We start from the raw sequence: 15,195 nt of genomic DNA on the forward strand, positions 1-15,195 counted from the left end.
TTAATCACCTCCCAGATATCCTTCACTCCGCAGTAGCAACGCGACGATGAACACGACGAACACGTACAGTTCCTTGTACGACGGGTTCAGCAGAACCGTCCCGAGCTTTTCAACAAGAGCGATTCCGATCCCGCCGAACGCTGCACCGAGTACGCTACCGAATCCGCCGAGTGCGACGGAGGCGAACGCAATTAGGGTCCACGTGACCGGTGTCAATTCTGCTTGAACCGGGAAAAACGTAGATACCATCGTGCCGGCGATTCCGGTCATGGCGAGGCCAACCCCCCAGGTGATAGCGTTCACGCGATCGGGATCGATTCCCATCACGCGGGCTGCCTCCCAGTCTTGGGAGGTTGCGCGAATGGCCTTCCCCGTTTTTGTCCGGTTCATAAATACAAACAGCACCCCAAGTGAGAGGACGGAGATAACTGCCGTCGCCAATGCTGAGTGTCCAATGATGAGACTGAGCGCTCCGAAGGTATCCCCGGCGAAGAGGACCGAGCTGCCGCTGAACATGAATTGCTCAACGGTCTTGGTCTCTGATCCCATCAAGAACAGCATCCCATATCGTATGATCAATACCAGACCGAACGTGGCGAAGATCTGGGCTAGCATTGGTGCGTCCATCACCTTCGCGATAATGAACTTGTACGTTAGATAGCCGAGAACGAACAGGAACACAATGTTAACCGGGAGGGCAAACAGGGGGTCGAATCCGAGCGTGTTTGTCATGTAGATTGTGACAAACATCGCGATCATCATGTACTCCCCGTGAGCGAAATTGACGATGTCAACGACGCCCCAAATTAGGGCCAGACCGGCCGCGACGAGCGCATAGGACATCCCGGTCAGTAGGGCCTCAACAACCGCTTGAGGCACCAATGGCAGTCTGTCAATAACTAACGGTAATGTCAAAAATACTTCTTGAGGCATGGTGGCTTCTGTTAAATATTATTTTTTATATTTGATTTGTAGACGACTATCGGTCTCCCCACTGGGGGGCCGGGAACTCGAGAGTGTCGTCCTGAGCGAGATTGAACGGCCAGACCATCAGAGCTTCTCCGTCGTGGTATTGATTCAGCACGCCGGTTGCGAGCGAGTTCTGTCCGTTGTCTGCAAATTCGATCCCGAACGGCAGCCCGGTCTTCAGCTGTTCGACCTCCATATTGTTCAGTCCCGATCGAATGTCTTCCGGGTTCGTACTACCGCCGTTGTTGATTCCGGCCAACAGCGTGATGAGGCCCCCGAAAGATCGAATGTACACGCCGTTCATCGAGACGTCGGACACGTCCTGCATCCAATCGGCGTAATTTCCGACTTCCGGGACCGACTCAGTCAAGTCGTCGGCGAAGGTCGACCGAGAACAGAAGTAATTCGATAGCTCCGTCTGTGACACGAAGCTCGACTCAGAGTGGCCCGAGTCCTGTGCCATTACCATCGGAGGCATGTAGTCGAGAGACTGCATATCCTCTGTCATCAGGATTGCGTCACTCACGTAGGACGTCGGGAGGAGAACGTCTGGGTCAGCCTGCTGGATTCGCTGGAGTTGACTAGTAAACGATGTGACCGACTCGGCGGTGTATGAGATAGGGCCGGCCACGATATCGTACCCGTGCTCCTCTGCGAGATTCTCCTGAACCTCTGCAGACGTGGAACCGTACTCCGTGTCCTCGTGAATGATTGCGACCGACTCGATCGGGGTCCCGTCCTGACGTTCATTGAACCCGTCGAAGAACTGGAACATGTTCTCGGTAAACGTCTGGTCGTGGGGACCGCTCCGCCAGAACCAGTTCAGTCCACGTTCTGTCAGCTCCGGACTGGACGATTCCCCGGTAAGCATGGGAATCCCTTCGCGCTCACACACGGCAGACACAGTCTTGGTCACCGAGGAGTTGTAACATCCGTAGATGGCGTGAACGCCCTCGGATTGAATCAGGCGCTCGGCCTCCGAACGACCTTGCCCCGGGTCGGCACGGTGGTCGGCAAAGATGAGTTCTACCTCTCGATTGTTGAGGTTCGGAAGACCTTCTTCTCCGGAGAGAAGGAGGTTGTCGAGACCGCTATCGGTTCCGTTTATGATCTGCTCCACGGCCGGTTCGAGGAATGCCTGAATGTTCTGTCCAACCTCACCGAGATTCCCTGTGAGCGGGTAGATAACGCCGATTTTGACGGTGTTTTCTCCACTCCCGCCGTCGCTGCCGTCGCCGCCGTCGCCGCCGTCGTCGCTGCCGTCGCTGCCGTCGCTGCCGTCGCCGCCGTCGCCGCTGTTCCCTGAACAGCCGGCCAGTCCGACTGCGCCCGCAGAACCCGCCACTTTCAGGAACCGGCGTCGATTGGCATTACTTGACCTATCGTTCTCCTCTAATGTGTCATTCGGACTCATACTACAATCCACCCAACCGACCCACATCATTTAAATCCTTTGGGGATTCAGAAGTGAATTTCCTTACACAAGTTTTACTCCCAAAGATCCAATCATATCAATGATTGCAGATATAATGACTATAGATTGTTATATTGGTCTGGATGGCTATAAAATTAACAATATCGGTGTCTTAGTGTCTACGTTGTTAATAATCTAACCATGTGACTTCTCGGATCGTTTTCTTTGTTCACCCCGATGACAGCATCGGGGTCACTGTTTGAGCGCTTATTCGAGGATGTAGGCTTCGGCGGTCACCACGAGTTCGCGGAATTCGCGGTACCATGCGTGAGGATGGACAGCGAGGCCGAACCGATTGATTGTCGAAAATGCGATCTCGGTCATCCAGCGCTGACCGTATAACTCGCTATCCAACCGTAGTTTTGTGCGTGATCGTAGGCAGCAAACAGCCGGAGACGCAGCAAGGGCCGGACGCCCGCTGAACTGAGGGCGTCCCGGAGTGATTGATCGTCATAGCCTTTCTCGCTGGCGAGAATCTCGATTTTTCGGTGTTTCGTACAGTGCATTGACGGCCAGTTTGCGTCTCGTGTGGCCAGTGTGCCGAGCATTGAATAGCGAGACGGCATACGAGTCTGTATCGACGAGCGCCGTCTTTTTGAGGACGTATGTGGCGATCCGAGCGGTGTTGGTTGTGCCTCGATGCCGTTTCGTGGTCGAAGAACGTGGCATTGATGACAGCATACGAGCCCGGATCGCAGATCGTCGCAGGCCCTCGAAGGAAGTCGATCACACCGACATGGGAACCCTCCCGAAAAACTGCTACAGCGTTGAGAATCGCCGTGGATCCAGAGATCCGCACACGAGATGCGTGTATCAAGCTGCCTCGTGTCAAACAGTTTGTATCGAGATAGCCATTGATTTAGCTACGATCAATCATATTCTGCGACGAGGACAGACGAATGTGTCGCAGTCGAACCCATTGGCTGTTCAAGACTTTATCCAGCGCTCCAGTCGATCGAAAGCCTCGTTGAGTCGGTCAGTCGAGTTGGAGTATGCGATCCTGACACGTCCACGACCCGTGTCACCGAAGACCCGACCCGGAACGGTCGCGACACCGACCTCTCGCAGCAATGACCAGGAGAATGACTGGTCGTCTTCGAAGCCATGGGGGATCGTTGGGAACGCGTAGAACGCACCACCCGGTTCGGGCATCGTCATCCCTGGAATGTCGTCAACCCGATCGACGACGAGCTCTTGCCGTTCGGCGAACGCATCTACCATCGGCTTGTGGAGGCTACTTCCGATCGCGCGAACTGCGGCGTGCTGCGAGATTGAGGGGGCACATGCAGTGGTGTACTGCCGCAGGCGAATGATCGGATCAATTAGTGACGCCGGCGCTCCCAGATAGCCGAGTCGCCAGCCAGTCATCGAATACGCTTTCGAACATCCGTTGATAGTCACGGTCCGTTCGTGCATCCCATCCAATGCTGCCAAACTGTGGTGTTCCCCACTGTAGAGGATCTTCTCATAAATCTCGTCGGAGATGACTGTGAGATCGTTCTCGATCGCTATTTCGGCGATTCCCTCCGCGTGCGCTCGATCTAAGACGCTACCGGTCGGGTTATGTGGACTGTTGACAACCAGAAGTGACGTTGCGTCGGTTACTGAGTCCCGAATCGAATCGAGGTCCGGCTGGAAGCCGTCCTGCGGATCGAGGGTGTAACTGACTGGGGTCGATCCGGCCGCCCGCACACTAGGGGGGTACGTCCAGCAGGGATCCGGGAGTAACACCTCGTCTCCCGCATCAGCAAGCGCCAGGATCGACACGAATACCGCTTCGCTCGCACCTGCCGTTACGATGACCTCTTCGTCGGGATCGTAATCGAGGTCGTTCTCCTCCGAGAATTTCGTCGAGAGCGCTTCCCGAAGCGGTTCGATACCGTAATTGGATGTGTAGTGGACATGGCCTGCCTCGATGGCGTCAATTCCCGCCTCCTTGATTGGTCGTGGGGTGTCGAAATCCGGTCTCCCAATCTCTAGATGGACGACATCGGTACCTTGCTGTTCGAGTCTGCCACACTCCTCGAAAATATCTCGAATGCCCGAAAACGGAATGTGTTCCATGCGGTCAGCTGGCATACCTCTTTTGAGTGATTCACCTCGTATAAAGATAGGCCTCTTCGGTTTCAGACACTCCCAACGAACGATCGAATTTTCGCCGTGGCTGTAGGGGTATACCAGTAACGATCGGCTGCGAGCCGAAAGGTGACATCATTAGGGCATGATTCTCGTCGAGTGTGGCCCTCACTGCTATTACTCGACAAACGCGTAACAGTAACAAAAACTCTTGGGTCCGCGGACGAATCCGGGTAAGACGACTCACAGCCAGCTTCCCAGAGAGTCGATCCGCAATCGCACGACGTGAGCGGACGACCGCCCGAAGTACTTACTCTACGGCCGGAGCGTCGAGGTCGACGGACAGCGTCCGCGCCAGTGCGTCCAGGTCCGGTTCGACGTGTGGTATCTCGCCGACAGCCTCGGTCAGCGCCTCCGGCCACTTCACGCCAGCTCCCGTCGCCATGCAGACCACCGTGTCACCGGGAGTTACGACCCCGTCGTCGACCGCCAGTTCGATAGCGGCGACGGTGAGGGCGCTCGCGGGTTCAAGGACGATCCCCTCTCGGCCGGCAGCGCGCATCCCCCCACGCACGTCCTCTCGCTCGACGCTGAAGGCGGCGCCGTCGGATTCGCGGACCGCCCGGAGTGCGTGGTCGCCGGCCGTGTCGCCGCTCGTCGAAGTTGTGATGGGAATCGGGCCAGAGGCGGTGCCAACCGAGTCACTGCCGTTGTCGACCGCCTGGGCGAGCGACGGGCGTTCTGCTGGCTGGACTCCTACCATCCGCGGGGTTCGGTCTATTACTCCGAGTTCCCGGAGTTCCCGGAATCCCTTCCAAATACCGTAGAGACCGTCTCCCGCGCCGACTGCGGCGAGGACGATGTCCGGAGGGGTCGCTAGCTGCTCCACGAGTTCAAACGCGACGGTCTTGTACCCCTCGTAGCCGTACGGTTGACTGACATACTCTTTGGAGACGCTGACCGTGGGGAACCACCCACGTTCCGTCAGCGATGCCAGCAGCGCTCGACGGGCCTCATAGTCGGTCACGGCCACCTTCGCCCCGTACGCACGGATCTGTGCTCGGAGGGGATGCTCCGTCTCGGGCGGGACGAGGACGACCACTTCGTCGGCTCCCGCCCGTCGGGCATACGCCGCGGTGCTGGCGCCGTGGTTTCCGGTGCTCGACGTCGCGATGTGCTTCTCGCCCAGGCTCGCCACCGCGTTCGAGAGTAGAAGACTGTTCAGTCGGTCCTTGAACGACCAGGTGGGGTTGACCGTCTCATTCTTGAGGTAGACGTCCGCAGTCGCCGATATGTCGCTTGTCTCGTGCAACGGCGTCCATCCCTCTCCCATCGTTACCGGGTCGTCCGGCAACAGCGGGAGGAGTTCCCGGTAGCGCCACATATTCATCCGGCGTTCATCGTCGTCTTCAAACGGTAACGCAGACAAATCGACGCTCCCGAAGTCGGGGACCACCTCGAGGCGGCCCGCTGCCCCCAATTCGAGACAATCCTGGCAACCCATGGGATAGGTTCCCGGTTCGTATGTTTTCCCACATCGCTGGCATTCGAGTCGGTGCTCCATACCGGATACAGTACCCCTAGTGACATATGTTTGCAGGTAACACTCGACGATAGCGATGGTGATCTTTCCATGATGTGTGAGGGTCCTCCGTATCACCGAGTCGGTTGCTGATCATCTGGTATATTCCAGAAAATCTGCAGCCGATCCGGCTACTCGGTAGCAGCTTCCACTTCAGCGGCTAAATTGACGCTGTGATATCGGTCGAGATGGGAAGAGAGGGGATACTACAGCGAGATGATGACGGAGCCGTAGTCCGAGATTTCTGCAGTCGTTTCGGGCGGGATGATCGAGGTGGATCCGTTCTCTTCGAGGATCGCAGGACCGGCGACGGTCTCGCCCGGACCCAACGCGTTCCGGTTGTAGATCGCGGTTTCAAGATATCCCTTGTCACCGAAGTAGACCTCACGTTCCCCGCGTTCGGCGTCCAAATTGGAGGTTGCGAGTTTGTCCTCGAGTTTCGTGGTCGTGACCGTCCCGTCGGTACGGAGCGTGACCGCTTCGAGCGGCTCGTCACGCATTGCGTGGCCGTAGAGGCGGGCATGCTCCTCGTGGAACCGATTGGCCGCAGTTTCCACGGCGGCTTCGTCGAACTCGCCGTTAGGGACGTTGACTGTGATCTCGTACGCCTGTCCCTTATACCGCATGTCGATCGATCGGCTGATTTCAGGCTCCTCAGCGTTGAATCCCATGGCGCCGAAGCGCTTCCGCAAGTTCTCTCCGAGTTCGTTGAACTGTGCGTCGATCTCGTCGGCATCGATCTCCTCACTCCGGTAGGCGTGGGACTCGTCGACCCGGACGTCGGCGATCAGTAGCCCGCGTGCGGAGAAGACGCCGGGGTTCCGCGGGATGATGACAGTTTCCATGTCCATCTCTGCGGCGGCCGCGGGTGCCTGGAGCGGGCCGGCACCGCCGAAAGCGGTGAGCGCGAAGTTAGCCGGATCGTTGCCCCGCTCGACAGTCACACGTCGGATCTCGCGGGCGAGGCTGGCGTTCGCCACTTCAACCACGGCGAGGGCCGCCTCCTCAAGCGAGAGATCGAGGGGTTCCGCGATCTTGTCGCGGAAGATCTCCTCAGTTCGTTGGACCGCCAGTTCCATCTCTCCGTCGAGGAAGTTGTCGGGATCGAGCCGTCCGAGTATGAGGTTCGCGTCGGTCAGGGTAGGTTCTTCGCCACCGTGGCCGTAACAGATCGGCCCAGGGTCAGCCCCTGACGACTTGGGACCGACGCGGAGCGCACCCCCCTCGTCGATCCACGCGATTGATCCCCCGCCTGCACCAACCGTGTTGATGTCGATCATCGGCGTGTTGACGGGTAAATTGTTGATTTCACCCTCCGTAGAGCGGACGAGTTCTCCGTCTCGGATAAGTGAGACGTCAGCGCTCGTGCCGCCCATATCCATCCCGATCGCGTTTTTGTGTCCTTCCTGGTCGGCCACGTTTTGTGTGGCGACTGCGCCCGCGGCCGGTCCGGAGAGTACCGTCCGGATGGCGCGGTCGGTCGCCTGCCCGGTCGAAAAGATGCCACCGCCTGAGTGCATCACGTTGAGCGGGACGCCGATATTACGAGTTTCGACGCCCTCGTCCAGTCGGGAGAAGTAGTCCTGGACGGTGGTCTTGATTGCCTCGTTGAGCACCGTAGTGATTGTTCGGTCGTACTCCCGGATCTCCGGGTGAATCTCGGAGGAAAGCGCGTAGTTCATCTCCGGATCGACCGCTTCGATGATGTCCCCGATCGCCTGCTCGTGTGAATCGTTCAGATAGGAGAATAACATCGAAACGACGATTGCATCGACATTCTCGTCCACCAGCTCTTCGGTGACTTCACGTGCGACGGCTTCGTCGAGTTCGTCGATGACGTTGCCTCGCGAGTCAAGCCGCGCCGGGACCTCCTTTCGGAGCCGCCTCGGGATGAGGTGGGGCGGCTTGTCCGTCTGGAGGTTATACAGTTCGGGGCGGGTCTGATCGCCGATTTCGAGTACATCGCGCAGACCCTGATTAGTGATGAGCCCGAGATCAGGGATCTCGTTCTCCAAGACCGCATTCGTCCCGACTGTGGTCCCGTGGCTGAGGAACTCGATCGACTCTCCCGTCGCGTCGGTTTGTTCAAGGATCTTGTCGATTCCGTTGAGGACACCCCGGTCGAAGTCCGGGGGCGTCGACGGGGTTTTGGTAATGCGGATCTCACCTGATTCGTCGTCGTAGATAACTACGTCCGTGAACGTCCCGCCGGTGTCGACGCCGATACGGTGGTCTGTCATCGGTCGTCACCTCCATCGGTCGAGACAGTGTCCGGACGTTCCGCGGTCGCCTCCTGATCGAGTTCTCCGTCCTCGATAACGACGCCGTACTCCTTGCGGGCCGATTCGACGGACACCTTCTCGTTTTTGACGTCCTCGAGCACCTTCTCAGCCGATCGTTCGGACGGATCTCCGTATCCGCCGCCGCCCGGTGTTTGAACGCTTGCAACGTCGTTCTCTTCGAGCTCCGTCGTGGATTTCGAACTCACTCTGGTCGGATTCTCTGAATCTGGATTGATCATATAGTGGGCTTTTCGACCGCTCTTCCCCCCGAATAGTCCCCAGGGTTCGGACTTCGCGCGTTCGGTGAGCAGAGAGAACGAGGCCTCGTGGTCGTAGAACTCCATGTCGCGACGAACGCCGAGTCCGCCACGGGTCCGCCCCGCACCGGCAGAGTCCTGAATCAGCTCGTACTTGCGCACGTACAGCGGGATCTCGGACTCCAACTCCTCGATCGGACTGTTCGCCGTATTCTGGAAGTGCGTCTGAACTGCTTCCATCCCGTCTTTCGTGGCCCTGCCACCGTAGCCACCTGCCACCGTCTCGTAGTAGACGTACTTGTCGTCGTCACGCGGATCACGCCCCCCGTACGCGATATTGGCAACGATTCCTTTCGTGGCGGCGATCGTTTCCTCGGGGAGCGCGTCCGCCATCGCCTTCGTGACGAGTTCTCCGGCGCGCATGGCTATCTCCCACCCGGCGGCGACGGGGGCGTTATCGACCGGATTGACCATCGTCCCCTCAGGGGTGATCGTCTCGAACGGTCGGTAGAACCCGTCGTTCTTCGGCAGATCGGCACCGAGAAGCGACATGATGACAGCCATCGCACCCGCGAAGGCCATCGCTGGGGTGCAGTTGAGGGGGCCGCGGTTTTGCGTTGCGGTCCCGGTGAAGTCCATCGTCATCTCGTCGCCATCCACCTCGAGAGTCAACGCCAGCAACACCGGCTCGTCGACCACACCGTCACCGTCCATGTAGTCTTCAGCCTGATAGACCCCGTCGGGCAGCTTCTCTATCGCCGATCGGACGCGACGCTCCGTGTAATCTAACAGCTCGTCGAGATAGTCCTTCACTTCCTCGGTGGTGTACTCGGAGTGGAGGTTGCTCAGTCGCTGCTCGCCGGTTTTGTTCGCGGCGAGTTGGGCACGGTAGTCCCCCAGACGCATGTCCGATCCCCGGACGTTTCGAGTAATGAGCTTCATCATCTCCGGGTCGTACTCCCAGTTTTCGACCGCCTTCACGCCCGGGAGAATCAGCCCCTCCGCGTACAACTCCGTGCTGTCGTTGGGAATACCACCCGGTGTCCCGCCACCGATGTCGACGTGGTGTGCCGAGTTTGCCGCGTACCCGACGATCTCACCATCGTGGAACAGCGGCGAAAGTAACATGACGTCGGGGAGGTGCACCGCGCCCTGGTACGGATCGTTAATGAGAATTCCATCCCCCGGCTCAAGTTCGTCCGCCCGCTCACGCATCGTTTGTGGGACGACAGAAACCATCGAGCCGACGTGCTGTGGAGCGATGTCGTGCTGTGCGATGTGACGGAGATCCGAGTCGAAGATCGCACACGTGTGATCGCGCCGAATCTTTATGTTCGTTGAGTAGGCCGTTCGCTGCAGGGTGACGCCCATCTCTTCGACGATGCTCTTCAGCGAGTGTCGAAATATTTCCAGCTCTCCAGGTGCATGCATACGAACTGGTCAACTTACCACATACTCATAAAATTATTGGGCCTCATCAGCGGCGACGAGCGATATCGTATGTTTTTCGTTCGGAACCGTCGGTGATGGGAGCTGGGACGAGGGAAGCTAGAGGCAGACACCGTTCGACTGATACTGGACGGGACGACTGACGAGAGCGCGGTTAGTCCGACCGCTGGTCGCACTCGACAGTCGCCTCTCGGTTAATCTCTCCGTCCTCGATAACGACGCCGTACTCCTTGCGGGCCGATTCGACGGACACCTTCTCGTTTTTGACGTCCTCGAGCACCTTCTCAGCCGATCGTTCGGACGGATCTCCGTATCCGCCGCCGCCCGGCGTTTGAACGCTTGCAACGTCGCCCGGATCGAGGTCGGCAGTCTCCTTCGAGGAAAGCCTCCGGACGTCCCCGCTGGGGTTGATCAGGTAGTCCGCCGTTCCGGCATCGTGCCCGCCGCACAGTCCCCACGGCGGAGTGTGCGACCGTTCCGAGAGCGTCGAGAACGAGGCCTCGTGGTCGTAGAACTCCATGTCGCGACGAACGCCGAGTCCGCCACGGGTCCGCCCCGCACCGGCAGAGTCCTGAATCAGCTCGTACTTGCGCACGTACAGCGGGATCTCGGACTCCAACTCCTCGATCGGACTGTTCGCCGTATTCTGGAAGTGAGCTTGCACGGCCTCCATCCCGTCTTTCGTGGCCCGGGCCCCGTACCCACCTGCCACCGTCTCGTAGTAGACGTACTTGTCGCCGTCACGCGGATCACGCCCCCCGTACGCGATGTTACAGATCGTGCCCTTGCCGGCAGCGATGACTTCCTCGGGGAGCGCGTCCGCCATCGCCTTGAATACGAGTTCAGCGGCACGAACGGCAACCTCGGCGCCGGCGGCGACGGGAGCGTTATCGACCGGATTGACCATCGTCCCCTCGGGTGTGATCGTCTCGAACGGTCGGTAGAACCCGTCATTCTTCGGCAGGTCGGCGCCCAGCAACGCCATAATAGAGTAAATAACGCCGGCGAACGCGAGCGCTGGGGTGCAGTTGAGGGGGCCGCGGTTTTGCGTTGCGGTCCCGGTGAAGTCCATCGTCATCTCGTCGCCATCCACCTCGAGAGTCAACGCCAGCAACACCGGCTCGTCGACCACACCGTCACCGTCCATGTAGTCTTCAGCCTGATAGACCCCGTCGGGCAGCTTCTCTATCGCCGATCGGACGCGACGCTCCGTGTAATCTAACAGCTCGTCGATACGGTTCTGTAGTCCGGCATGACCGTGTTCGTCGACCAGCGCACCGAGTCGCTGCTCGCCGGTTTTGTTCGCAGCGAGCTGGGCACGGTAGTCGCCTAAGCGCATATCAGGCCCCCGAACGTTCCGCGTAATGAGCTTCATCATCTCCGGGTCGTACTCCCAGTTTTCGACCGCCTTCACACCCGGGAGAATTAGCCCCTCCGCGTACAACTCCGTGCTGTCCGTCGGAATCCCCCCAGGCGTCCCGCCACCGATGTCGACGTGGTGTGCCGAGTTTGCCGCGTACCCGACGATCTCACCGTCGTGGAACAGCGGCGAAAGTAATGCAACGTCCGGGAGGTGGATCGATCCCTGTCCTCGGTAGGGATCGTTGATGAGGATCCCGTCCCCTGGCTCGAGCTCTCCCGCGCGTCTGCCCATCTCCTCGGGGACCATCGATATGAGCGTCCCGATGTGCTGCGGAGCGACGTCAGTCTGTGCGATGTGGCGGAGATTCGAGTCGAACAGCGCCGTCGTGTGATCGCGTCGGATCTTGATATTCGTCGAGTAGGCCGTTCGCTGTAAGGTGACGCCCATCTCTTCGACGGTACTTTTCAACGCGTGGCGGAAGATCTCTAACTCTCCGGCTGTCGACATTGACGACGTGTTGGCCGCCGGGTCGCATAAAGTCAGGGGCATGATACCACCCACCACGACAAAAGTCACCGCATTCGAGGTGGGTCTGCGTTCAGACTTTTGGTGCGACTTCCTCGCAGAGCAGTTCGAGTTGGCGCATCACATCGTCGTGGTCCATCCCCTCAAAGTAGACGCGGACGACCAGGTGGTCAATGTCGAGTGCGTCTTTGTAGGCTGTTATCTCGCGCACCCAGTCGTCCGGGTTGCCGACGATGAAACGCTCCTCGATGAGGTCATCGGGGTCGTACTCCTGCCGGAGGACGTCGTGACCGAGATCACCCTGCTCGGACTCCTCATGCCCCCGGCCCTCGTACTGTTTCTCGTAGCCCGCAACTAGGTACTCCCGAGCGAGCCGGTACGCCTTGTCCCGCGTGGACGCAACAACGCCGTCCCGGAAGAGCGGTTGGTCGACGGTATCGGGGGCGAAGCCTCTGTCGCGCAACATCTCATCGAAGCGCGAGCGTCGGTCGACCAGCCCGTCGCGGTCGGGTTGCGTCCCCGGGAACCACGCGTCGACTAATTCATCCGAACGGAGACGAGCCGTTCGGTCCAGCACGACATTGTGATAACCCCCCACCCACACCGTCGGTCGGCCGTCGTGCGGTCGCGGCGTGCAGTGGAAATCCTCGACAGAGTGGTACTCGCCGTCGAAGGTGACACGTTCTTCTGACCAAAGGCGGGTGACGAGTCGGATGTACTCCTCGTACATCGGCCCACGCTCATCGCGATCGACCTGATAGAGTTCGAACTCTCGGGGGCGGTACCCCACCGCCGCTCCGAGGACGAAACGACCTTCAGAAACCCCGTCCAGTATCGCGCCGCGTTCGGCGAGGCGAACAGGGTGATACAGCGGCAACAGCAGGATCGCGGTCCCGAGTTGGATATCGTCGGTTCGGGCCGCGAAGCCGGTCAGCACCGAGAGCGGGTCCGACCAGTACTGATCGACTTCTGCTTCGTGATGTTCCTGCAGGAACACCGAGTCGAGGCCGTTCGCCTCTGCGTATTCGACCTCTTCGAGCGCCTCGGCGTAGTTGCCGTCGCCCTGAATCGGACAGAAACCAAGTTTCATAAAGAATACATGTGGGTGGTACCCACAAAATTATACTGGTCGATCTATTCGACAGTAGGCTAGCAAAGGTTCCGAAATTCGGTATCGGACGTAGTATCTTAGATAGGGTGAAGCTGGACCACGGCGAAATTTCCGGTGGGATCCGAAACATCGCGGCAGTTCGGTATCAGATTATTACACCGGACTGGAGTATCCAGAGCAGTACCGTTAGCGTCGGAATACTGGCCACGGTCGATAGAAACACGGCCGCGCCAACGTACTGTGGGATCGGAACCGAGATACCTCCGCTATCGGGTGCCGAGATGGCCTCGCTCTCGGTATCGGCGTCGACGCTTCCGTCCGCGTCGGTACTCGAGTACTTGATCGCGAGAACGAGTGGCATAATTGCGGTTGGCGCTGCACACCCGAGCACGAACGTCCGGGCAATCACTGGTGTATCGAACGAGAGAAAGAGCGCGATGGCAACGCCGACCACAGGCGCGACCAGCAGTTTGAGCACCGTCGGCGTCCTGACCGCGGAGACCGCCGCCCTTCGGGTACCTGCGAGCTCGATACCGAGAATCAACAGCATCACCGGAATCGCAGCCTCGCCGGTAAAGCGAATGGTCTCCAATGCTGTCCCCGACGGAACGACGTCGACCCACTTCGCAAGGACGGCGACGACGACGGCGTACATTAGTGGGAGTCGAAATATCTCGCTTGTTGCCGTCCAACTCGCTGCCCGCGATCTCGACGCGACGTAGACGCCGACGGTATACATCATGACGTTCTGCGCGATCACAAACAGTACTGCTGCCGAGCGCCCGACGGGACCGAACGCGAACGCAGCCACGGGAATGGCGTAATTCGCGGCGTTCGTAAACGTCGACCCGAGAACGAGAGCCGAAAGGGAAGCACGTCCGTGGCCGCGAACACGCGTGATGACAACCGCAATCAAAACCATCACTAGAGTGTAGAGACTGACGCCCGCCCCTACCTTCACTGCCGTCCCGATCGGTATGGAGGTGGTGACGAGACTGTGGAAGATCAGCGACGGCAGCAAGACGTAGAGGGTGATCGTGTTGAGCGGGCCCGCATCGGTCTCCGTGAGGCCCCCGAGAATTGCACCGACACCTGCGACGACTGTGACCGGGAGGATGGCGGTCACGAAGACAGAGACGATCGACACTGCTAGATCGGTTCGACGTCGTATCCGATCTCGATCGTTCGATCGCGTTCAGGATCGTGGAGTTCGACATCGAACCGGTCTCCGGGGGCGAGTTCACCACCGACAGTCGCGATGGTACCGGAGAGAATCGCCGTCCCGGCCATATCGCCGGGGTAGCGTTCACGGACTACCTCTACGATTTCCTCTGGCGGGAGCAGTTCCGCCAGCGGCTCGTCTTGGTACGGTTCGCGCTCACCATCGACAGTGTTGAATGCACGCAGCTGAATCTCGTCCCAATGATCGCGGATCTCCGAGAGGCGCCAGGCGTCGGCAGAGATCACGTTCGGCGCGATTTGCTTCGACTCCTGGATCCCGTGTTTCTCAAGCTCTCGATCCGTCTGATCGCTGGCGACCACAATATACGTCTCGTCGCCCGTGATGAGCATACCATACTCAGCCTCCCCTGAGGTGTCCTCGCCGACGACTTGGATCTTGTCCGGATTGGTAAGCAGAAGGTATGGGGCGAGTTGGAACGTCGCGGGGACCTCGTCGGGTTCCTCAGTGACGATGCCATCTTTCATCATCTCGTCGATATGTGCTTGTACCGCCGCTTGATCCCTGCCGCTGTATCCCGCGTTGATGAGTCGATCGATTTCGAGTTCGACGATCTCACCTTCGACGTTGAGTCGGAGATTGACCATGGGAGGGAATCCCACTGCGACCTTATAATTATCGTGGATGCGTCAACGATATACATTGTCATAATATGGCCGTAATAACTGGATCGACCGCGTGAACCGTCACTCTGTCCGTTTCTCATCGCTGCCACGAACGGGCCGCCTGACACACCAATCTCCGCCAAGATGACGTTCGTCGTTCGACACTTCTCTCCGCCCGGACTGGCGTACCCTCCACCCATCACATCGTTAGTGGCAACCCGCCCGCAGCGCGAACCGATGGGTTCAACTGAAGAGTTATATC

General features: G+C 58.9%; 10 protein-coding genes. All 10 read right to left on the minus strand.

Going from position 1 to position 15,195, the window contains the following annotated elements; translation table 11 throughout:
* The gene (locus B4V04_RS19230; RefSeq protein WP_498233251.1) at positions 1–933 is read right to left on the minus strand and encodes a branched-chain amino acid ABC transporter permease; all 933 of its coding nucleotides are present in this window, start codon (positions 931–933) and stop codon (positions 1–3) included.
* Between the two features lie 46 nt (positions 934–979).
* Positions 980–2,383 carry an ABC transporter substrate-binding protein gene (locus B4V04_RS19235; RefSeq protein WP_498233252.1) on the minus strand — a complete coding sequence of 468 codons (1,404 nt, stop codon included), beginning with the start codon at positions 2,381–2,383 and terminating at the stop codon, positions 980–982.
* Positions 2,384–3,370: 987 nt separating this feature from the next.
* Positions 3,371–4,522: a pyridoxal phosphate-dependent aminotransferase gene (locus B4V04_RS19240; protein WP_498233253.1), complete on the minus strand. Its 1,152-nt coding sequence runs from the start codon at positions 4,520–4,522 to the stop codon at positions 3,371–3,373.
* 307 nt (positions 4,523–4,829) lie between these two features.
* The gene (locus B4V04_RS19245; RefSeq protein ID WP_498233255.1) at positions 4,830–6,083 is read right to left on the minus strand and encodes a threonine synthase; all 1,254 of its coding nucleotides are present in this window, start codon (positions 6,081–6,083) and stop codon (positions 4,830–4,832) included.
* 224 nt (positions 6,084–6,307) lie between these two features.
* Positions 6,308–8,341: a hydantoinase/oxoprolinase family protein gene (locus tag B4V04_RS19250; RefSeq protein ID WP_498233257.1), complete on the minus strand. Its 2,034-nt coding sequence runs from the start codon at positions 8,339–8,341 to the stop codon at positions 6,308–6,310.
* Positions 8,338–10,071 carry a hydantoinase B/oxoprolinase family protein gene (locus tag B4V04_RS19255; protein ID WP_498233258.1) on the minus strand — a complete coding sequence of 578 codons (1,734 nt, stop codon included), beginning with the start codon at positions 10,069–10,071 and terminating at the stop codon, positions 8,338–8,340. The genes B4V04_RS19250 and B4V04_RS19255 overlap by 4 nt, the downstream gene beginning before the upstream one ends.
* Before the next feature lie 172 nt (positions 10,072–10,243).
* Complete coding sequence (locus B4V04_RS19260; protein ID WP_498233259.1) at positions 10,244–12,001, minus strand: hydantoinase B/oxoprolinase family protein; 1,758 nt, start codon at positions 11,999–12,001, stop codon at positions 10,244–10,246.
* 49 nt (positions 12,002–12,050) lie between these two features.
* Entirely contained in the window at positions 12,051–13,067 is a 1,017-nt protein-coding gene (locus B4V04_RS19265) for an LLM class flavin-dependent oxidoreductase (protein ID WP_498233261.1), read from the minus strand.
* A 166-nt stretch (positions 13,068–13,233) separates the two neighbouring features.
* Complete coding sequence (locus tag B4V04_RS19270) at positions 13,234–14,214, minus strand: AEC family transporter (protein ID WP_498233262.1); 981 nt, start codon at positions 14,212–14,214, stop codon at positions 13,234–13,236.
* A gap of 23 nt (positions 14,215–14,237) precedes the next feature.
* Positions 14,238–14,915 (minus strand): DUF2848 family protein, encoded by a 678-nt coding sequence (locus tag B4V04_RS19275; protein ID WP_498233264.1) that lies wholly within the window; start codon positions 14,913–14,915, stop codon positions 14,238–14,240.
* Between the last annotated feature and the right edge of the window lie 280 nt (positions 14,916–15,195).

The organism is Halorubrum sp. B52, from assembly GCF_059752555.1.

What these genes read in the sequence shown, in the direction of transcription:
- B4V04_RS19275 (WP_498233264.1), bottom strand. Translation starts at nt 14,915, where the DNA reads ATGGTCAATCTCCGACTCAACGTCGAAGGTGAGATCGTCGAACTCGAA.
- B4V04_RS19250 (WP_498233257.1), bottom strand. Translation starts at nt 8,341, where the DNA reads ATGACAGACCACCGTATCGGCGTCGACACCGGCGGGACGTTCACGGAC.
- B4V04_RS19255 (WP_498233258.1), bottom strand. Translation starts at nt 10,071, where the DNA reads ATGCATGCACCTGGAGAGCTGGAAATATTTCGACACTCGCTGAAGAGC.
- B4V04_RS19240 (WP_498233253.1), bottom strand. Translation starts at nt 4,522, where the DNA reads ATGCCAGCTGACCGCATGGAACACATTCCGTTTTCGGGCATTCGAGAT.
- B4V04_RS19260 (WP_498233259.1), bottom strand. Translation starts at nt 12,001, where the DNA reads ATGCCCCTGACTTTATGCGACCCGGCGGCCAACACGTCGTCAATGTCG.
- B4V04_RS19235 (WP_498233252.1), bottom strand. Translation starts at nt 2,383, where the DNA reads ATGAGTCCGAATGACACATTAGAGGAGAACGATAGGTCAAGTAATGCC.
- B4V04_RS19265 (WP_498233261.1), bottom strand. Translation starts at nt 13,067, where the DNA reads ATGAAACTTGGTTTCTGTCCGATTCAGGGCGACGGCAACTACGCCGAG.
- B4V04_RS19230 (WP_498233251.1), bottom strand. Translation starts at nt 933, where the DNA reads ATGCCTCAAGAAGTATTTTTGACATTACCGTTAGTTATTGACAGACTG.
- B4V04_RS19245 (WP_498233255.1), bottom strand. Translation starts at nt 6,083, where the DNA reads ATGGAGCACCGACTCGAATGCCAGCGATGTGGGAAAACATACGAACCG.